Source organism: Flavobacterium sp. (assembly GCF_044360715.1).
GTDB lineage: Bacteria > Bacteroidota > Bacteroidia > Flavobacteriales > Flavobacteriaceae > Flavobacterium.
Map to the genome: position 1 here is coordinate 21,803 of NZ_JBIKJY010000017.1, position 19,809 is coordinate 41,611.

Consider the following 19,809-nt stretch of genomic DNA (forward strand, 5'->3'; position numbering starts at 1 on the left):
TTTTTATCTTGGTTTTAAAATCAAACTTTTATATTTGCAAATATCATAAACAACAAATTAGAAACTATTTCCTATGAAAACGATCTTCGACATCAATTTTAAAAACAAAAAAGCGTTAATCCGTGTAGATTTTAATGTCCCTTTAGACGAAAATTTTAACGTTACCGATGCGAATCGAATTGAAGCTGCAAAACCAACTATTGATAAGATTTTAAACGATGGCGGAGCGGTTATTTTAATGTCGCATTTAGGCCGTCCAAAAGGAAAAGAAGATAAATATTCTTTGAGCCATATTGTTTATAAAATTGAAGAAGTTTTAGGAAAAAAAGTAAAATTTGCTTCAGAGTGTAGAGGTGAAATCGCTAAAGAAGCCGCTGCAAATCTTCAAAATGGCGAAATATTAGTGTTGGAAAATTTACGTTTTTATGCCGAAGAAGAAGCTGGAGATGTTGGTTTTTCTAAAGAATTAGCAAGTTTGGGCGATGTGTATGTAAACGATGCCTTCGGAACAGCACACAGAGCGCACGCATCAACTACAATTATTGCAAACGAATTTCCAAATGATAAATGTTTCGGCGCTTTATTGGCAAAAGAGATTGAAAGCATCAACAAAGTATTAAAAAATTCTGAAAAACCAGTAACTGCAATACTTGGAGGAAGTAAAGTTTCTTCTAAAATCACCATTATTGAAAACATTTTAGACAAAGTAGATCATATGATTATAGGTGGTGGAATGACGTTTACCTTCATTAAAGCGATGGGTGGAAATATCGGCGATTCTATTTGTGAAGATGACAAAATGGAATTGGCTTTAGACATTATGAAACAAGCTACGGCAAAAGGTGTAAAAATTCATTTACCTGTAGATGTTTTAGCCGCTGATGCGTTTTCAAATGACGCCAATACACAAGTAGTGAATGTGGCTGAAATCCCTGCTGGATGGCAAGGTTTAGATGCGGGTCCGAAAACATTAGAAATGTTAAAAGACGTGGTGTTACACTCAAAAACCATACTTTGGAACGGACCAATAGGTGTGTTTGAATTGCCAACTTTTGCTAACGGAACCATTTCCCTTGGCGATTTTATTGCCGAATCTACTAAAAACGGATGTTTCTCTTTAGTAGGAGGCGGTGATAGTGTTGCTGCGGTAAAACAGTTTGGTTTAGAAGACAAAATGAGCTACGTTTCTACAGGTGGCGGCGCGATGTTGGAAATGTTAGAAGGAAAAACGTTACCAGGTATTGCTGCTATTTTGAAGTAGAAAACCATAAAAATAATGATAACAAATAACTACTATTATTGGAGTTATTTGTTATCACAACTTCTCTAAATCACCGACGAAATCCCTAAAAAAACGTTAAAATGAAAATTTAAACGTTAAAAATTGGGTAGTTAGCAATAAATAAAATATATTTGCGTTTATACAAGTAATTGTATATTAATGATTTAGATAAAATACTCCGGAATTTATGGAGCAAAAACATATAAAAGCATGAAAAAATTAGTTTTACTAACCCTTGGTTTTTTTCTGTCAAACGTAATGTTGGCACAAGAAAGCAAGGATATAATTCCAACTCTTTTTACACCAAAAATATCGTATTTGGATTCGCTTAAAGCGACCTTTACGCACCACGCAACAAGTAATTGTATCGACGAAAGATGGCTGAAAGAATTGTCTGATGCTACCTTGTCAAATGAAATGTTTTTTGATATTGAAAACATGAATATCGACGAGAAAGTGGCCTATAACTTAGACACGGAAGTATTAAAAAAGCGATTACGAAAATTAGACATACAATCGCCTTTTGTAATTGAATACAATCCAGCTTTGGAAAACGTAATTAAATCGTTCTTAAAAAACAGAACTAAAAGTTTTGAAAGACAAATGGCGCTAGCAGAATATTATTTTCCATTATTTGAAGAAAAATTATCAAAATACAATTTGCCTTTAGAAATTAAATATTTAGCTATTGTAGAATCGGCTTTACAGCCTAAAGCAAAATCTAAAGTTGGCGCCGGTGGTTTATGGCAATTCATGCCAGCAACTGGTAAACAATACAAATTAAACATTTCTACTTATGTAGACGAGCGTCATGACCCAATAAAATCGACCGAAGCGGCTTGTCATTATATGATGAATATGTATGCTATTTTTGGCGATTGGAGTTTGGTTTTAGCTTCTTACAATTGCGGACCCGGAAATGTTTCTAAAGCCATTAGACGTTCTGGAGGAAAAACAGATTATTGGGAAATTAGAAAATATTTACCAAGAGAAACAGCTAACTATTTACCTGCTTTTTTAGCTACGATGTACATTTACGAGTTTAAAAAAGAACACGGTTTGGTGCCTAAAAAAGCAGAAATGACGTATTTTGAAACCGATACCGTTATGGTAAAACAGGCTATGACATTTAAGCAATTATCCGATTTATTGGATATTTCAGAGGCACAATTGGAATACTTAAATCCAATTTATAAATCAAAATATATTCCTTCAATTGACGATGAATATTTTTATTTGCGTTTACCGAAAAATAAAATTGGGATTTTTGTTTCGAACGAAGAAAAAATTTATGGCTATTTAGCATATTTAGAACAAGAAAAATCAAGAAACCTTCAGTTAGCACTTCAAGCAAAAAAACGCGACAGCATTGCCAAACAAGATTCTTTAGCAGTAGCCGCAAGTCTTGTAGTTGCGAATAACGAGCCTGTGGAGACGGAAGAAGTGCTCAAGAAACGCACCAAAGAAGTAGTAAGTAAAAACTTCCATAAAGTGAAAAAAGGCGAGACATTAGCTGAGATTGCTAAGAAAAACCAAGTGTCTATAACCGATTTAAAAACGTGGAACAAAATTAAAGGGAGTGCCATTAATGCCGGACAAAGTTTAGTGATACAAACTACCAAAAAAGTCACGGTCAACGAAGTCGTCAAAAAACCGAAACCGAAAACCGAAATCATTGAACCAGTAGTTGAAAATGCAGTTGCTGAAAACACCGAAAAACCAACGGAAAACAAATATTCTTCTGCGAAAAGCAAAATTGAAATCAATGAAGATTATTACATCGTACAAAAAGGAGATTCTATTTTTTCAATCACTAAAAAGTTTCCGAATTTAACGGCTGACGATTTAAAAAAGAAAAACGATCTGAAAACAGATAATATTCAACCTGGAATGAAACTGAAAATACAAGGATAAACCTTTATTTTTTATATAATTTAAACCTTTGTGAAAGTGTTATTTTTAATAAACTTTCACAAAGGTTTTTTGTTTCAACTCGTAAAATGGTTTAGTTTTGTCTTTCAAATTAATAAAATGATTCAATTTAAAATAAAGCCGTTTCACGAATTAACTACTGACGAGTTATATGCATTGTTGCAATTGCGCTCAGAAGTGTTTGTAGTGGAGCAAAATTGCGTATATCAAGACATTGATGGGAAAGACCAAAAAGCCATTCATATTTTAGGGTATTCTGACGGAGTTTTAGTGGCGTGTTCACGACTTTTTAAACCGAAAGATTATTTTGAATACAGCTCAATTGGTCGGGTAATTTTAAAAGAATCGCACCGCGATAAAAAATGGGGTCACGAGTTGATGCGCGTTTCTATAGATGCGATTAAAATACTTTTTCAGGAAACAAAAATTACTATATCTGCCCAATTATATTTGCAAAAATTCTACGAAAGTCACGGTTTTTTTGTAGTTGGCGAAAGTTATTTGGAAGACGACATTCCGCACATTGAAATGAAAAAGGTATAGTAAAAATTCGGATTAAATCTTCGTAATAACCAATTCCACTCTTCTGTCAAATTGCTCATCTTTACCTATGGGCTGCGTATTTCCATATCCTTTAAAAGTCATACGAACTTTACCAATACCTCGACTATGAAGAAATTTATAAACTCTTTCTGCTCTGTTTTTGGATAGTTCTCTTTTTCGTGTCTCTAAGTCAACGGCATCTTTATGAGGCGGAGGCGTACAGCATACGTGACCTTGAATTTCAATTTGAATGTTGGGATATCTTTTTAACAAAACAACTATTGTTTCGAGTTGTTTTATAGCGCTTTGTTTAAGTCTGCTGCTGCCACTATCAAAAAGTAATTTGTCTAAATATACCCGATCGCCTACTAAGGCATTTTTTCTAATGGTTTTATACAAACCAGGAATATTTAACTCTTCCACCACTAAAGGTTTAAAGTTTAAAACCACATCTACACGACGGTTTTTAGCTCTGGCCTCAGGAATATCTTCTTCTAAATCTTCATCAATAAGTACCTTTCCCTTTCCTTCTATTTTTACAATAATTTTATATTTAACCCCTTTACTCACCAACATTTTCTTGACACTATTGGCGCGGTCTTGTGATAATTTGTAATTGTAATTAATTTTCCCCACGTCATCACAGTAGCCATAAATAGAAACACTTTGAAGTCGCGTGGTATCAATCAAACTTAAAAAATAAACTACCGCTTCTGCTTGTAAAGGTTTTATTTCACGCACATCGGTATCAAAATAAATAGAATGCACCGTTTCTTCTTGAGAAAACCCAAGAAAAGAAGCAGTTAAAAATAGAAATACGACTATTTTCTTCATTTTATTTTTTTAATATTTGTTTGTATTCTGTTGGATTATTTAATATTTGTTGGGCTTTTAGCACGTCCGAATATTTAGTAGAAACATAATCGTAAAACGCGTTACGATAGCCATAACGTAATAATAATTCTTGTAAAAGAAGACGCTTAATTTCTTCTTTGTTTTTATCTAATTCTTTGTCTTTTGTTTTTTCAATGGCGGCTTCCAATTGTTTGATTTCAAGTTGTAAGTCGGCATCAATTTTATCCTTTTTTGCAGCTTCTAATAACGTTTTTAAAGATTTATCTGTGTTGCTATTTATTTCTACTTTTTCTTTTTTTAGAAACGCTTTAAACTCGTTAAACTCAGCATCAGTAATTCCAGTACTGTTTTTTGCAGTCGGGTTTCTGTAATACAATACGTTTGCAAATTCAAAAACAGCATCTGAGTTTGCAATACTTAAACTGGTGGCGCTTTTTTTCATATCTGCAATTTCTACATCTGGTAAAACTCCTCCGCCATCGTAAACAATTCTTCCGCCTTTAGTTTTAAAAGCGTTATATTCTTTTTCAGCTGTTTTTATAGCCTTTCCATTGGCGTCTTTTTTACTGTAATCAGTTGCTTGTATACAACGACCAGAAGGCGTATAATATTTTGAAATAGTAACTTTTACCTGTGTGCCATACGTTAAATTAAACGGACGTTGTACCAATCCTTTTCCAAAACTTCTATTTCCTACAATTACTGCTCGGTCTAAATCTTGCAATGCACCCGAAATAATTTCTGAAGCAGAAGCACTTCGGTCATTTACAATAATCGCTAATGGAATTTCAGTATCAACGGGTTCGTTCTTCGTTTTATAAATATGATTATGTGTTTTGTTTTGCGATTTTGTTGTGGTTATAATTTCTTCTTTTGGCACAAATAAATTACAAATATTAACCGCTTCGTGAAGTAACCCGCCAGGATTGTCTCGTAAATCTAAAATAATTTTTGTGGCACCTTGTTCTTTTAAAGCCAATAAAGCCGCTTTTGTTTCTGCAGAAGCTTTTTCGTTAAATTTTTGAAGCACAATATAACCTGTTTTGTCGCTTAATAATTTATAATAAGGAACGGCTTTTATTTCTACTTCATCTAAAATAATTTGACCTTTTTTCTCAACACCTTGACGGAAATATACGATGTCAATTTTAGTGTTTTTAGCACCTTTAAGCAACTGAGAAGCATCTTCTTTAAAATCTTTAAGTGACACATCTCCAATTTGGGTAATAACATCACCAGCTTTAAAACCGCCTTTATCGGCGGGCATATTTTCGTATACTTCTTTTAAGATTATTTTATCATCTTTTCGCGTTATAATGGCGCCAATTCCGGTATATTCACCCGTATTATTTATTTTAAATTTAAGCACATCTTGCTCATCAAAGTATACGGTATATGGATCCAATTCACTTAGCATACTTTTTATAGCCACATCCATTAAGTTGCCTGGATTGGTTTCGTCTACATAATTTTGGTTGACAATTTTGTACAGATTCGTAAAAATTTCAATTTGTTTGGCTAAGGCAAAAAAATCGTTTTGAAAACTTACGGCTACAAATAGAAATCCCGCTACAAGCGTGGGAATAAGCACCTTTTTTTTGTTTAAAAAACTCATAATTTATGGAATAATATTTTTACTAATTTAATTAAAATCTTTGAAAACAAGCGGTTGTTTTTAATTTACTTTATGGTTTCACTAAATTTTTGAAACAATTGTTTGGTTTTTTCTTCAATTTCTTGATACGATAACTTTTCTTTGGTTTGATAAAAAAACATAAAAGCATAAGGCTTTTGAAGGTTATCTTTCAATAGGTTTTGATTTAATCGATAACATTCTCTAAGTACTCTTTTAAAATAATTTCGGTCAACCGCTCTTTTAAAATATTTTTTAGAAACGGAAACGCCCATTAGTACTTTTTCCAAATTGTTTTCATCCGTATTTTCTATAAAAACCAGCCGTAACGGATATTTAGATATCGATTTTCCTTCAGAAAACAACCGTTCAATTGTTTTATGGCTTTTTAGTTTTTCGTTATTTGGATAAGAAAATTGCATAAGGCAAATGTATAAAAAAGGAAACGGTATAAAAAGAAAAACCTGTCATTCTAAATGTAGTTCAGAATTTCAGGTTTTTCTTTTTTTAAAAACTGAAACAAGTCCAGATGAACAAAATTTAGTTTCTTGTTACCAAATTTTAACTCTTTTTTCTGGAGCAATATACATTTTGTCGCCTGCTTTTATACTAAATGCCTTGTAAAAAGATTCAATATTTTGAAGCGGCACATAGGCTCTGTATTGACCTGGCGAGTGTGTATCTGTTTTTACCTGGTTTTTAATAGCTTCATCACGCATTTTACTTCTCCAAATGGTAGACCAAGAAAGGAAAAAACGTTGTTCAGGTGTAAAACCATCAATTAATCCAGGGTTTCCTTTTTCTTTCAGGTAAATTTGCAATCCGTCATACGCTGCGTTTACACCACCTAAATCGCCAATATTTTCTCCTAATGTAAATTTACCATCTACATAAATTCCTGGCAAGGGTTGTAAAGCAGAATACTGATCCGCTAAAGCCGTTCCTAACGTGGTAAATTGTTTTAAATCTTCATCGCTCCACCAGTTAATTAAGTTTCCTTCTGCGTTGTATCTTGAACCTGAATCGTCAAATCCGTGAGAAATTTCGTGACCAATTACGCCTCCAATTCCACCATAGTTTACGGCTTCATCTGCTCTGTAATCGTAAAAAGGCGGTTGTAAGATAGCAGCAGGGAACACAATTTCGTTATTGGTTGGGCTATAATAAGCGTTTACCGTTTGAGGCGACATACCCCATTCTTCTTTATTGACTGGTTTTCCAAGTTTTGAAACGTTTTCTTTGGCACTCCAACGGCTGATGGCCAAAGAATTTTCGTGAAGTGTTCCGCCTTGTTCGGGACTTTTTATTTGTAAAGCACTATAATCTTTCCAGGTGTCAGGATATCCAATTTTTACTCTAAATTTTTTAAGTTTTACAATAGCATTTGCTCGTGTTGCAGGCGTCATCCAAGGTAAATTATTGATACGATTTTCGTACGCTTTAAACACATTAGCAATCATAGCTTCTGCTTTTGTTTTCGCTGCAGCGGGAAATTTTTTCTCAATATATAATTTTCCTAAAGCTTCACCCAAAACACCGTTTACAGTTGCTAACGCTCTTTCCGTAGCAGGTCTTTGTTTTACAGCTCCAGATAAGGTTTTGCTGTAAAAATCCCAATCTGTTTTTTCAATTTCGGTCGTTAATTCATCAGCATTTGAACGTAAAAGCGTCCAAGTCATATACGCTTTCCAATCATCTACTTTATTTTCTTTTAAAATAGCATCTAATTTGGTTAAGTATTTCGGTTGAGACACCACAACAGAATCCAATTTACTAAATCCAGATTTTTCAAAATACGCAGACCAATTGTTGCTTGGCGCTATTTTTTGTAAATCGGCAACCGACATCGGATTGTATGTTTTACGGCGGTCACGTCTTTCTACTCGGTCTAAAGTTGGTTCAGATAAAGAGATTTCGAAAGCCAAAACCCTTGCTGCTTTTTCAGAAGCAGTTTTTGGATCCATACCTAAATAGCCAAACATTTTAGCAATGTGTAACACGTACTTTTCTCTTTTTTCTTTCGTGTCAGGCTTGTCAGACATATAATAGTCTTTATCAGGCAAACCTAAACTTCCAGTTCCTACATATACTACATTTTTGTTGCTGTTTTTAGCATCGGCACCTACAAACGCACCAAAAAACCCTAAACCAGCATCGGCTTTGGTTTCAACTAAAAGATTCATTAAATCAGTGCTGTTTTTTACTGCATTTATTTTTTCTAAATAAGGTTGAATAGGCGTGATACCTAATTTATTTCTAGAAACGGTATCTAAAATCGATTTGTATAAATTTACAGCTTTTGCTTGATCCGATTTTGGGTCTAAGTTTTTATTTGCAACGGCTTCGTTTAAAATAGTCATTACATCATCATCCGTATTTTTTCTTAACTCGTCAAAACTTCCCCAACGTGTTCTGTCGGCTGGAATTTCGGTTTTATCCAACCAAGTTCCGTTTACATATCTAAAAAAATCTTCGTTTGGCGTTACAGAAGTATCCATAAACTCGGTACGAATTCCGAATTTTTCTGATTTTGCCGCTAGGGCATCACCAGATAAGCCGTCTTTTCCTGGTTGTCCATCTTTTCCAATTGTGACAGAGCAACTTTGAAAAAACACAACTAAGGCAATTGCTACACTAGCTTGTATGGTTTTGTTTTTCATTTTATAATTTTTTAAAAGGTTGGTTTTTATTGTTATGTGAATTACAAATTTATTAAAAAAACTAGAATTATTTTAAAATTGAACCTTTAAATACATTCTGTATAATTAAAAATAGTGTTATTTTTGTAAAAAAAATAGCCTTCAAATGTTCAAATATAAAAAACTATCCATCTTTTTTTTGGGGTTACTTGTTGTAATTTTTATATCCATTTACACATTATTAAACCAAAAAACGCTTCCCGTAATTACACCTCGAGATGTAAATCCGGAATTGGTAGATTCATTGGTGCAACATATTGGTTACAAACATAAAATAGCGCCATTTGCGTTTACCAATCAAAACGGAAAAAAGATTACAAATAAAGATTATTACGGTAAAATTTATGTAGCGGATTTCTTTTTTACGACTTGTCAAACCATTTGTCCAAAAATGACCGACAATATGGTTTGGTTGCAAAACAAAATCAAAGACAATCCGAAAGTGAAACTGCTTTCTCATTCTGTTTTTCCAGATGAAGACACGGTTGAGGTATTGAAAAAATACGCCAAAGAAAAAGGAGTTATAGATGAAAAATGGAATTTAGTTACAGGAAATCAGAAAGAAATTTATAAAATTGCACGTCAATCGTATTTGGTTGTAAAAACAGGTAAACCTGAAGAAATGTACGATATGGTGCATACCGAAAATTTTGTTTTAGTAGATCAAAAAGGCAGAATTAGAGGGTTTTACAACGGATTAAATATCGATAAAACCGTTAAAGGCGAAAAAAACCTTACTCAATTAGTGGAAGATATAGAATTTTTGAGCGAGAAAGATTAATTGTATTTCATCTTTCTTAAAATTCTCAAACTATGTTTAAAACTTAAGAAAGCCATTGAATTTTGATACGCTTTTAATACACTTTTGGCATCAATTAGTTTTTGTTTGGCATCTGTAAATCCGTTCAAATAACAAATCATTAATGTGGGTGCAATTCTTAAAACATCTTCTTCTACAACCGCTTTGTTTTTTTCTAATTTCTCGAGGGTGTTCTTAACAGAATTGTAAATATGAAAAAGTAGTTTTTTATTGTATTGCGGTGGTTCAAAAAGCATTTCGGTTTGCATTTTATAATAGCCGTTATCATAAAAAGAAAAGGTTAACCGTTCTAATGGATAATAACTAGTGGCATCATTTAAACCTAGTTTTACATATTCTGTAATTGTAAATCGATCATCATCATATTGAATAATTACTTCATCTTGGTTGGAATAAAATAGCTTAATTTGTTCGTTCATCAGTTCAATAGCGACTCGCGAATAATACGTTTCATTTCGAACTATATGTTTTTTTCCAGCCCAACATACCACAAAATTCTCTTTAAACACTTGATATTGATTATCTAAATCTTTGTGTCTGACTGTAATAAAATCCAATACACTTTCAAGGGTGAGCGCTATACTATTTCTTGAATTATTTTCAATACTAATAACTGTGGCTACATTTGATTTTGAAACCGCAATTTTTTCTTCAGTAGGAACGGTGTTACTTCCTATTCTTATAAAAGTACTATTAATTAAAATCGTGTAAATATTTTTTTTAAAAAAAGAGATTTTATTTTTCGGTTTAATTGTAACCAAACCAACCACTCTTTCTTTTGGTAAATTTGGGAAAGAGATGTTGTCATAAGTAATTTTAGGAGGATTTTCCAAATAAGCATTTACAAGATTTTGAATTCGGCTATCATCAAAAAAATCATCGCCAACTATTTCATTATTATCATCTTCAACACCAACTACAATATAGGAATTATTAAACGGGTTGGAATTGGATAAGGCGCATATATGTTTTAAAAACTTTCCTTTTCCTTCTTTGGTATGCAAATTTAATTGGCGTTTTTTATCATAAAAACTATTTTCGTTATTATGAGCCAATAAATTCTTAACTAAAAGCCGTTTATTAATCATTTTTATATGATGAAATTAATATGGTTATCAATCTGAATATTTATAAATTTAGGGAGAAGATTTTTTTTATAATAAATTTTATTCTTCTTTGATATCGTTCAATTTGAAAATGTAAAAAACACTTTTTAAATATTATAATAGTTAATAAACATTTTAACTTTTTACCATTAAGAAATTAAGCGCCATTTAGACTTAATTAAACTTAATTTCTTAATGGTTTAATTTTTTAAGGAATTTTAGTCCCAATACTTTCAGTCCAAATCGCAAACCAATCTTCTAATTCCAACTCAAAACCGTGTAATTTTTTCAAGTTTTTTATACGATCCATTTGTGTGGTTCCAACTACTGGTTGAATCTTTGCAGGATGTTTTAAAACCCAAGCCAAAAGCAACAAATCATCAGAAACGCCATATTTTTCAGTTAATTTTTGAAGCAAATCTCGTAATCGAATGGTTTGCGGAATAGCTTCTTTATAAAAAGACCCTAGCGGATTCCAAGCCATGGGTTGAATATTATGAAGCGACATATAATCCAATTCGCCATTTAACATAGGTTCTAAATGCAAAGCGGAAAACTGAATTTGATTACAGGCTACGGAATTATATTTTTTAATTAAATCGGTTTGTGAAGGCGTAAAGTTAGACAAACCAAAATCGCGTATTTTTCCAGAATTTTTAAGCTCAGTAATGGCTTCAGCAATTACTTCAGTTTCCATAAGCGGACTCGGTCTGTGTAAAAGCAGCACATCAATATATTCGGTTTGTAAATTCTTTAATGAATTTTCTACGCTCCAAATAACATGTTCTTTTGTATAATCATAATGTTTAATGCTATACTCTCGTTCCTCACAAACATATTTTATACCACATTTAGTGATAAATTTTACTTCTTTTCTATCAATATTCATTTCAGCCCAAGCAGTTCCAAAATCAGCCTCTGTGGTGTAACCGCCATAAATATCAGCGTGGTCAAAAGTGGTTATATCTTCAGTTAAGAAAGTTTCGATACGTTCTTGAATAGCAGAAATGTTAAATTTTCTTCCCCATTTGCCCCAATTCATTGTGCCGGCAATAATAGATGATTTATGAATAGACATTTTCGATATTTTTTATAAAAATAAAAAGTATTTCCTAATTATTGATAAAGATAGCGTTATTTACATATAATTTAACGGACAATTAACAACAACAATTAAAATTGTTCTTGATTTTTTCAGTTAATCTGTATCTTTGCGGTGTCAAAAAAAATCAAAAGCATCAGTAAGGTGCTTTTTTATATTAAATCTCTATAAAATGGAATGGTACGCTATATATACAAAACCACGTAATGAAAAAAAGGTGGCTGAAAACCTTGCTGCTATTGGTATAGAGGTATATTGTCCGATAGTAACCACCCTCAAACAATGGTCTGATCGAAAAAAAATGGTTGAAACCCCATTGATTCCTTCTTATATATTTGTAAAAATTGCAGAAGCCAATAGAAAAGACGTTTTTCAAATAAATGGCGTGGTACAATACGTTTTTTGGTTGGGCAAACCCGCAATAATTAAACCTTCAGAAATAGAGGCCTTAAAAACACAATTGGCAGCGCCTGTAGTTAAAGTAGCTATAGAAACCTGGACGCCCAATACGGAAATTCAAATTAATGAAGGGCCATTTAAAAATCAAAAAGCTATAGTGGATAAAGTATCAACAAACAAAGTAACTTTAATACTAAAATCGTTAGGAATCCGATTGGTTTTGGACCTTTAAAATTCTTTTCTTTTCTTAAATTTATAATTGTATTATTATATTAAATACACCTTAATATTCTTTGATAATTTTAAATATAAATTACTGATAAACAGAATTTTATAGAAAAAGAAGAAAATTAATTTACCACTAAAATTAAATTTTAATTTATTTTATTTGTATTTTAGCGCTCTTAATGAAAAATTAATTATGAGCCTAATTGTATTAACAGGGACTACTGGATATATCGGACAAAACCTTACTAAATATTTTAATTCAAAATCTAAAAAAAACAAATCTATTTCGCTCCGATTTCAAAATTGGCACAAAATGATGCCTTTAGAAACGGAAACAATCATCCATTTAGCGGCAATAAATTTAAATCCGCAAGACAGCGCTTTTGACGAAGAATATTTTAGAGTTAATACCGAATTAACAACCAAATTATTTAGATATTTTTTAAGTTCAAATGCTAAAACGTTCATCTTTTTAAGCACTACGGAATTAATTGACAAACAAATTTCGGAAGTAACAGAAAAAGCCAAAGTAAATCCTACAAATCCTTTTCTTCAATCTAAATTTGATGCGGAACAGTTTATATCGAAGCAAGTTTTACCTGAAGGAAAAAGAGCCATTATATTACGTGTAGCTCCGGTTTATGGGAGAGAAACTAAAAGCACGCTACACGATACATTTAGTTTTTGTAAAAAGTTTCCTTGGTTTTTTGGTGTTTTTGACACGAAACAATCGTTTTGCTATATTGATAACCTGACGGAAATTATCGCTCAAATTTCTGAAAAAACAATGGTGAATTCAGGAATTTATAATGTTGCAGATAACGAGCCAATAATAACTACACAATTGGTTAATTGGATTGCTGATGTTTTCGACAAAAAAGCCAAAATTATTAAAGTGCCTAAAGGACCATTAAATCTTGTTGCAAAAATTGGCGACATTTTCAAATGGGATTTTAATTCTAAAAAACTTTTAGAAATTTCTCAATCAAGAATCATTAATGGGAATAAAGTAAAAGTAGCGCTGGAGATTAATAAAATGCCTTTTGATACAGAAACCGCAGTACTAAAAACAATTGAGTATTACGACTCAATAAAGATATAATAGCGCTACAAACAACAATATTCAAACAAAAAAGGGGATTTATTTATATAAATCCCCTTTTTAATATATAGCAAAATTTCTTATTTTAATACGGCTAACAAAATTCCGGCTAAACTTGTTAATATACTAGCTATCCCAACAATTTCTCCTGTGCTCATTTTTGTTTTTTCAGGTTTTTCAGGTACAATAATTTTACTACCTGCAAAAACTTTCGGGTATTTTCTAATTCCAAAAAAAGAACCTGATGCACTTGCCGAACCATTAGCGTGCACTACATATACTTTTTTCATCCAACCCTTTTCGGCAGCACCACCTGCATTTTTAATATAATATTTAACATTTTTCCCATTTCGATAAGGCACTTCCGTTTCAAACATTACCCCACCAGAAATAAGTACGGTTGACTTCTTATTGGGAATTCGGATAGAATCATTAACTTGGATAATTAAATTGCTCGTGCTATTTGGTTTCTTAGATATTAATTTCCAATCAATTGGAATAACTAACTGATTTCTTATCACGTTGATAGCTTCAATATCTGCTTCATCAGTAGTTTCTCCTGCTCTCTTGATAAAATCTAAAACACGCTCGTCCTTTTTTATGATTGCATAACCTCCTGGGTATAAAACCTCACCTGAAACATTTACCATTTGAGGGGTTTCAAAGGTTACAATTCGTCTAACTACTACCTGATCTTGTGGTTCCATTAAAAATGTGGCCGCTTGTTTTGGGTTTTTAGGATCAATCGTAAGATTAAAAGTGATTATTTTTTCTTTATCATTTGGGTTAAAAACAACATCCTTTTTATTTCTAAATACCGTAACATTACTAGCTGCTAAATCAGTAAAAAATTCAGATTCTAATAATAAATCATACAAACTCATTCCAGAAACATAAGTAAAGTCTCCTTGTTTACGAACCTCTCCAGTTATAGACAACTTATAGCTATCTAACAATTCTTGATTGTAAAAAACTACAATTACATCTTCTTTTTGAAGCGTCATATTTGCAGTTTCTTCTCCGTTAAGTGCGCTTTGTAAATTAAAACTGATGTATTCTTTTGTTAAATCGCTTTTCTGACGGATTAAAGAAGCCTTTTCTAAAAACACATTTTCAGTTACGCCGTCTGCTTTTTTCAACAAATCTTTAATAGTCATACTGCCACTGGTTGGAAGACTATATTCTCCCGGACGATATACTGCTCCTTTTATTTGTACACGATTTTCATATCGATCTAAAATTTTATCGACACTTATCATATCGCCAGCTTGAGGAAGATACGAAGCAAAAGTCAATTCATTTAAATCGGTTACTTTTAATTCAGAATTGGTTTTTTGTTTTACTAAAATTCTATTTTTATAAGCGTTTTCTGTAAATCCAGAAGCATATGAAATAATTTGTTTTAAATTTTCACCTGCCACCAATTCAAAAATTCCAGGGCGTTTTATTTCACCTTCTAACGTAACTCGGGCTTCATAACTTGGAATACGAATAACGTCATTATCTGTAAGCGAAATATTATCACTTTGATCCCCTTTTGTTAAAAAACGGTACAAATCTATTGTGCGAATAATTTTATTATTTCTAATCAATTCAATTTTTCTATAACTTCCTATGTCGCTTGGGCCTCCAGCCACGTGCAATGCGTTATATAACGAACTCATAGAACTTAATTGGTAGTTTCCAGATTGTAGGGCGCCAATAATAGTTACTGAAATGGTTCGGTAATTAGAGACACTAACCGATAATTTACTGCCCTTACCAGCAAGCGTGCTATATATTTTTCCAATTTGTTTTTGTAATTTATTTTTCGCAGCTTCAAAAGCAAGGCCGCTTAAAAAGACTTCGCCAACATTTGGAATGTTAATCGTGCCGTTTTTAGAAATAGTACCAGAATAGTTAAATTGCTGCACCCCATATACACTAATATCTAATTCATCTCCGGGGCCTAAAATATAATTTGAAGAAGCCGGCATATTTTGATTGGGCTCAAAGGATAAATTTTTTGATCGAAACAACTCCGAACCAAAAACGGTTAAAGTATCATTTTTAACAAGCAATGTGTCCTTTACTATGGTTTTTAGCGGGTTTTTCTTTTTCTTTTTCTCAGTAGTAATATTTGAATTGGCCTTTTCAATTCTCGTTTTTAAAAGTGTAAATTCAGTAGCCGACATTCCTTTTGCAAGCGCTAAAGGTTCTGCTTGTTCTAAAGTCATTTGATTGGCTTTCAGTTCTTTTCCAATTTGAGCAATCTCTGCTTCACTAAATTGTGCCGCTTTAATTTGACTTAAATCCTTTCCTTTTAAAAACTCTTGTCCAAAAGAAAAAAGGGTAAACAAAGTAAAACAACTAACAAGAAAAATGCGCTTCATAATATAAGAATTAAATTTATGTGGCAAAGGTATGAAAAAAACAACGTTTTAAAAAATTGCTAAACAAGCATCGTGTTCTGTTTTGAGGTCAAATGTGCAATTTTTGCATTCAATTCATCTCAGTAGTTTCAAAAATATTTTTATAAACTAATGATTTCTTATCATTATGAACAGCCATTACTTCTTTTATGGCTTTTTCATAATACGTTCTTAAAATTTTCGGCTCAATAATTTTAATATTATACATCCACTGTAATAACCAGCCCAAAAGCTCTCTGTTAATGCCACACGTTAAAGTTAAAAGTGTTTTTCCTTTTTTCTTTTCAAATTGCTGAGAATGATGCCAGGTATGATTTTGAATAAATTCGCTCAATACGTTTGAAATTTCTATTTGTATAGTATACATGTTGGAATTAATATTTTTGGTAACACCAAATCTTGAATCCAATTCTTTACGTACTAAATTATAATAATCTTGGGTTTTACATGGTTCGGTAAGAATGGTAATCCCTTCCATTTGACGAATACCATATATCACGACTTGGTTTTGAGATACATTATAGCCACCAATGTAATAATTGTTTCTGTGAAAAATCATTAATACCGGAATAATTTGAATTTTCTTAGAGCTGAATGAAAAATTATCACCTGTTTCATCGTTTTTTAAATCATGAATAAACAACATATTATTTTTGGAAATCGCTTCATTTATTAGTGCTCTTTTTGAAGATTCAACAGGCTTAGATTTCGGCAAATTAAAACTTGTACAATGGAGTGCATTACCTTCATTGGAATCATCAAATGATGGCAATGTGCTTTGAATATGAAAATACTTTTCTTTTAATACATAAAAGGTCTTTATGCTTTCCTTTTCTTGAAAAAATAGCTCCACTTCTTTCAAATCGCGTTGAATTTGCCGCCTACTTTTCAAATATCCCGAGGACGCATAAAGTACAGTTAATTCATTTAATGAAAAAGGCCGGATTTTTAATGTAGTATAAACGAGTCGTAATCTGTTTGTTTTAGTTTGATGTGTCATATTTTGTCGCTATAAAGACAAAAATACAATTTTTTATACGAAAACAACACATTCCTAAAACATTTAATATATTGATTTGAAGTTAATTGCTGTTGTTTTGTTGATTTAGATGATAAAACACAACATAGATGGGCTAAAGATGGCCTAACATAACCGAAATGGCATTCTTTTTTTTAATATTTTTGTAGAATTAAAACTACACAATTTTACAAAATGATAGAAGAAGAAGTATTTGTTATATTTAAAAAATATATACCAATTCCACTATGGCCAACCATCAGTAAAACAGCAATTGAGTTTAAAGATAATTATTTTTTAAAACGAATTGGCGCTACTAAAAAATGGTACCGTAACTATTATCTAAAAGTAACCTTCAAAAGTCAAGCCATAAAAAAAATTAGGCTATCTATTGAAGACAAAAATGTATTAAAGCAAAATGTAAATAAATTCAATAAAAGCATAAAAACCCAACAAAAAATAAACAATCATTTAAAAAAAGAATCTAATTTTTAGAAAAAACTTTTTTAGTATTAAAAATAAGAGTACTTTTGTTATTCAAAAATAAAATTTGTGTTAGCCAATTTAATAACTTCAAAAACCCGTTTGCGCTTGCTGGTGAAATTTTTCATTAATGCTGCTAATGAAGGGTATTTAAGAGGTTTGGCTACAGAAATGCATGAGAACACTAATGCCATCCGAAAAGAGCTAAATAACCTTTCTGAGGCAGGCTATATTCTTCGTGAGGAGCAAGAATCTAAAGTGTTCTATCGCGCAAACAAACAACATCCGTATTTCTCATTATTGCAACAAATTGTTCGCAAACACATTGGTTTAGACGACATTATAGAGGCAGTCGTGAGTAGAATGGGAGAAGTGCATCGTGTGTTTTTGATTGGCGATTACGCTAAAGGAATTGATTCGGGTTTGTTAGAAGTAGTTATTGAAGGAGGAATAATCCATCAGCAGTACTTAGAGCAATTAAAAGAAAAAATAGAAAACGAAATTCAAAAAACCATCACTTTTCATACCACAAAACAGTATGAAGGCGATGGTTTATTAGTTTTCGAACAAGAATAAGAAGACCAAATTCGGTTTTCAATACCCGCCAGTTAGCCCAATTATGGGACTGACCAGGCGAAGCTGTGAAATTAATGAGTCAATTAGTCGATGTGCCAATTAGCCGATAAGTCATTGAAAAAAGTAATTAGTAACCAAATTTTAACTATATCCGTTGACTGAGGCACTCGAAGTCAACGAATAACTGAAAAAACACTCAAAGTAAACTAACAGGTGACTGAGGCTCTCGAAGTCAACTGATAAACTAACACCAAACTAAAACCTTGAAACCCGAAAATAACATCATACTATCCGTAACAGGACTTGGCTATGTAGGATTGCCCTTAGCATTAGAATTTGCTAAGCAATTCAAAGTTATTGGTTTTGACATCAACGAATCACGAGTGGCACTCATGAAGCAAGGCATCGACCCTTCCAATGAGTTAGGCGCCGAAGCGTTTGCCAACACAAACATTATTTTTACCTCAGATAGTGAAGTAGCTCGAGAAGCCAATTTTCATATTATCGGAGTACCAACCGACATCGATAAAAACAAAGTGCCCAATCTTAATCCTTTATTAAGCGCTTCAAAAAGCATTGGTAAAATACTAAAAAAAGGTGATACTGTAGTATATGAATCAACCGTTTATCCTGGCTGTACAGAAGAAGATTGCGTCCCCGTTTTAGAAAAACACAGTGGTTTAAAAGCAGGAATCGATTTTGATTTTGGCTACAGTCCAGAACGAATTGTTCCGGGCGACAAAGTAAAAACAGTTACTAAAATTTTGAAAATTGTTTCAGGAAACAGTTCAGAAGCACTTGAAAAAATTGCGGCCGTATATGGTTCCATTATCGAAGCAGGTTTACATCATGCCCCTACAATAAAAGTAGCAGAAGCAGCTAAAGTAATAGAAAACACGCAACGCGACATCAACATATCATTAATGAACGAATTGGCCATCATATTCGATAAAATGAACATTGATACCCAAGCCGTGATAGAAGCCGCAGGCACAAAATGGAATTTTCACAAATACCAACCAGGTTTAGTAGGTGGCCACTGTATTAGTGTCGATCCGTTTTATTTAATGCACAAAGCGAAGAAAATCGGAATCGACCCTCAAGTCATTGCCGCAGGGCGAAGAGTAAATGATTTTATTCCCACGTTTATTGCTAAAAAAGTGGTTCAAACACTTATCGAGCAAGACAAAAACCCAGGAAAATCCCGTGTGTTGGTGATGGGAATTACCTTTAAAGAAGAAGTATCTGACATTCGTAATTCAAAGGTAATTGATTTAATCAAAGAATTAAAAGATTATTCTGTTGCAGTTGATGTTATCGATCCAAATGCAAACCCATTAGAATTGAAAGAACATTATAATGTAAGTCTACAACCCAACCCAATAGGAAAATACGACAGCATAGTTTTAGCGGTAGGGCACAAAACCTATCGCAACATGACACCATCAGATTTCGAAAAATTATCCAACGGACCTGTATATTTATACGACATCAAAGGCGTCCTAAATAAAAAGGACTTCAAAAATTATTGGAGATTATAGGCAATGTGTCAATTAGCCGATGAGTCAATGTGCCAATTCATTATTTATTATAATTAAATCAATTGTTGCCTTCGAGAGC

The 19,809-nt window shown here is 32.4% G+C and carries 17 protein-coding genes; 9 read left to right on the plus strand and 8 right to left on the minus strand.

What is annotated here, in order from left to right; genetic code table 11:
* Positions 1-73: 73 nt before the first annotated feature.
* From ACIQ16_RS07010 to ACIQ16_RS07020, 3 genes are all read left to right on the plus strand, one after another.
* Complete coding sequence (locus ACIQ16_RS07010; protein WP_396149989.1) at positions 74-1,261, plus strand: phosphoglycerate kinase; 1,188 nt, start codon at positions 74-76, stop codon at positions 1,259-1,261.
* A gap of 231 nt (positions 1,262-1,492) precedes the next feature.
* The gene (locus ACIQ16_RS07015) at positions 1,493-3,196 is read left to right on the plus strand and encodes a transglycosylase SLT domain-containing protein (protein WP_396149991.1); all 1,704 of its coding nucleotides are present in this window, start codon (positions 1,493-1,495) and stop codon (positions 3,194-3,196) included.
* Between the two features lie 117 nt (positions 3,197-3,313).
* Complete coding sequence (locus tag ACIQ16_RS07020) at positions 3,314-3,757, plus strand: GNAT family N-acetyltransferase (protein ID WP_396149993.1); 444 nt, start codon at positions 3,314-3,316, stop codon at positions 3,755-3,757.
* A 12-nt stretch (positions 3,758-3,769) separates the two neighbouring features.
* On the opposite strand, the gene ACIQ16_RS07025 is transcribed toward ACIQ16_RS07020, so the two are convergent.
* The 4 genes from ACIQ16_RS07025 to ACIQ16_RS07040 all read right to left on the minus strand — a co-directional run bounded on the left by ACIQ16_RS07025 (position 3,770) and on the right by ACIQ16_RS07040 (position 8,905).
* Entirely contained in the window at positions 3,770-4,591 is an 822-nt protein-coding gene (locus ACIQ16_RS07025; RefSeq protein WP_396149995.1) for an OmpA family protein, read from the minus strand.
* A 1-nt stretch (position 4,592) separates the two neighbouring features.
* Positions 4,593-6,227 (minus strand): S41 family peptidase, encoded by a 1,635-nt coding sequence (locus tag ACIQ16_RS07030; protein ID WP_396149996.1) that lies wholly within the window; start codon positions 6,225-6,227, stop codon positions 4,593-4,595.
* A gap of 65 nt (positions 6,228-6,292) precedes the next feature.
* A complete protein-coding gene (gene rnpA / locus ACIQ16_RS07035; protein ID WP_396149998.1) occupies positions 6,293-6,667 on the minus strand; it encodes a ribonuclease P protein component in 375 nt (124 codons plus the stop codon).
* Positions 6,668-6,796: 129 nt separating this feature from the next.
* Entirely contained in the window at positions 6,797-8,905 is a 2,109-nt protein-coding gene (locus ACIQ16_RS07040) for a M13 family metallopeptidase (protein WP_396150000.1), read from the minus strand.
* A 145-nt stretch (positions 8,906-9,050) separates the two neighbouring features.
* On the opposite strand from ACIQ16_RS07040, the gene ACIQ16_RS07045 reads away from it, so the two are divergent.
* The gene (locus ACIQ16_RS07045) at positions 9,051-9,725 is read left to right on the plus strand and encodes an SCO family protein (protein ID WP_396150002.1); all 675 of its coding nucleotides are present in this window, start codon (positions 9,051-9,053) and stop codon (positions 9,723-9,725) included.
* Here ACIQ16_RS07045 and ACIQ16_RS07050 read toward each other — a convergent pair.
* Both ACIQ16_RS07050 and ACIQ16_RS07055 read right to left on the minus strand, forming a co-directional pair.
* Positions 9,722-10,852, minus strand: coding sequence for an ATP-binding protein (locus tag ACIQ16_RS07050; RefSeq protein ID WP_396150004.1), 1,131 nt, complete (start codon positions 10,850-10,852; stop codon positions 9,722-9,724). The genes ACIQ16_RS07045 and ACIQ16_RS07050 overlap by 4 nt on opposite strands.
* A 226-nt stretch (positions 10,853-11,078) precedes the next feature.
* Positions 11,079-11,948: an aldo/keto reductase family oxidoreductase gene (locus ACIQ16_RS07055; protein WP_396150006.1), complete on the minus strand. Its 870-nt coding sequence runs from the start codon at positions 11,946-11,948 to the stop codon at positions 11,079-11,081.
* Positions 11,949-12,144: 196 nt separating this feature from the next.
* Between ACIQ16_RS07055 and ACIQ16_RS07060 the strand changes: the two genes are divergently transcribed.
* Both ACIQ16_RS07060 and ACIQ16_RS07065 read left to right on the plus strand, forming a co-directional pair.
* On the plus strand, positions 12,145-12,603 hold the full coding sequence (locus ACIQ16_RS07060) for a UpxY family transcription antiterminator (RefSeq protein ID WP_396150008.1): 459 nt from the start codon (positions 12,145-12,147) through the stop codon (positions 12,601-12,603).
* A gap of 189 nt (positions 12,604-12,792) precedes the next feature.
* Positions 12,793-13,701 carry an NAD-dependent epimerase/dehydratase family protein gene (locus tag ACIQ16_RS07065; protein ID WP_396150010.1) on the plus strand — a complete coding sequence of 303 codons (909 nt, stop codon included), beginning with the start codon at positions 12,793-12,795 and terminating at the stop codon, positions 13,699-13,701.
* Between the two features lie 80 nt (positions 13,702-13,781).
* Here the strand turns inward: ACIQ16_RS07065 and ACIQ16_RS07070 are convergent, their stop codons facing one another.
* The gene (locus ACIQ16_RS07070; protein ID WP_396150012.1) at positions 13,782-16,073 is read right to left on the minus strand and encodes an SLBB domain-containing protein; all 2,292 of its coding nucleotides are present in this window, start codon (positions 16,071-16,073) and stop codon (positions 13,782-13,784) included.
* 109 nt (positions 16,074-16,182) lie between these two features.
* Positions 16,183-17,112: a WYL domain-containing protein gene (locus ACIQ16_RS07075; protein WP_396150014.1), complete on the minus strand. Its 930-nt coding sequence runs from the start codon at positions 17,110-17,112 to the stop codon at positions 16,183-16,185.
* A 213-nt stretch (positions 17,113-17,325) separates the two neighbouring features.
* Here ACIQ16_RS07075 and ACIQ16_RS07080 point away from each other — a divergent pair, with 213 nt between their 5' ends.
* The 3 genes from ACIQ16_RS07080 (at position 17,326) to ACIQ16_RS07090 (ending at position 19,730) form a co-directional block, all read left to right on the plus strand.
* Entirely contained in the window at positions 17,326-17,625 is a 300-nt protein-coding gene (locus ACIQ16_RS07080) for a hypothetical protein (RefSeq protein ID WP_396150016.1), read from the plus strand.
* 57 nt (positions 17,626-17,682) lie between these two features.
* Positions 17,683-18,189, plus strand: a complete 507-nt coding sequence (locus ACIQ16_RS07085; RefSeq protein WP_396150018.1) for an ArsR family transcriptional regulator — start codon at positions 17,683-17,685, stop codon at positions 18,187-18,189.
* A gap of 263 nt (positions 18,190-18,452) precedes the next feature.
* Complete coding sequence (locus ACIQ16_RS07090; protein ID WP_396150020.1) at positions 18,453-19,730, plus strand: nucleotide sugar dehydrogenase; 1,278 nt, start codon at positions 18,453-18,455, stop codon at positions 19,728-19,730.
* Positions 19,731-19,809: the final 79 nt, after the last annotated feature.

What these genes read in the sequence shown, in the direction of transcription:
- ACIQ16_RS07060 (WP_396150008.1), top strand. Translation starts at nt 12,145, where the DNA reads ATGGAATGGTACGCTATATATACAAAACCACGTAATGAAAAAAAGGTG.
- ACIQ16_RS07010 (WP_396149989.1), top strand. Translation starts at nt 74, where the DNA reads ATGAAAACGATCTTCGACATCAATTTTAAAAACAAAAAAGCGTTAATC.
- ACIQ16_RS07015 (WP_396149991.1), top strand. Translation starts at nt 1,493, where the DNA reads ATGAAAAAATTAGTTTTACTAACCCTTGGTTTTTTTCTGTCAAACGTA.
- ACIQ16_RS07050 (WP_396150004.1), bottom strand. Translation starts at nt 10,852, where the DNA reads ATGATTAATAAACGGCTTTTAGTTAAGAATTTATTGGCTCATAATAAC.
- ACIQ16_RS07025 (WP_396149995.1), bottom strand. Translation starts at nt 4,591, where the DNA reads ATGAAGAAAATAGTCGTATTTCTATTTTTAACTGCTTCTTTTCTTGGG.
- ACIQ16_RS07065 (WP_396150010.1), top strand. Translation starts at nt 12,793, where the DNA reads ATGAGCCTAATTGTATTAACAGGGACTACTGGATATATCGGACAAAAC.
- ACIQ16_RS07075 (WP_396150014.1), bottom strand. Translation starts at nt 17,112, where the DNA reads ATGACACATCAAACTAAAACAAACAGATTACGACTCGTTTATACTACA.
- rnpA (WP_396149998.1), bottom strand. Translation starts at nt 6,667, where the DNA reads ATGCAATTTTCTTATCCAAATAACGAAAAACTAAAAAGCCATAAAACA.
- ACIQ16_RS07055 (WP_396150006.1), bottom strand. Translation starts at nt 11,948, where the DNA reads ATGTCTATTCATAAATCATCTATTATTGCCGGCACAATGAATTGGGGC.
- ACIQ16_RS07020 (WP_396149993.1), top strand. Translation starts at nt 3,314, where the DNA reads ATGATTCAATTTAAAATAAAGCCGTTTCACGAATTAACTACTGACGAG.
- ACIQ16_RS07070 (WP_396150012.1), bottom strand. Translation starts at nt 16,073, where the DNA reads ATGAAGCGCATTTTTCTTGTTAGTTGTTTTACTTTGTTTACCCTTTTT.
- ACIQ16_RS07040 (WP_396150000.1), bottom strand. Translation starts at nt 8,905, where the DNA reads ATGAAAAACAAAACCATACAAGCTAGTGTAGCAATTGCCTTAGTTGTG.
- ACIQ16_RS07080 (WP_396150016.1), top strand. Translation starts at nt 17,326, where the DNA reads ATGATAGAAGAAGAAGTATTTGTTATATTTAAAAAATATATACCAATT.
- ACIQ16_RS07030 (WP_396149996.1), bottom strand. Translation starts at nt 6,227, where the DNA reads ATGAGTTTTTTAAACAAAAAAAAGGTGCTTATTCCCACGCTTGTAGCG.
- ACIQ16_RS07045 (WP_396150002.1), top strand. Translation starts at nt 9,051, where the DNA reads ATGTTCAAATATAAAAAACTATCCATCTTTTTTTTGGGGTTACTTGTT.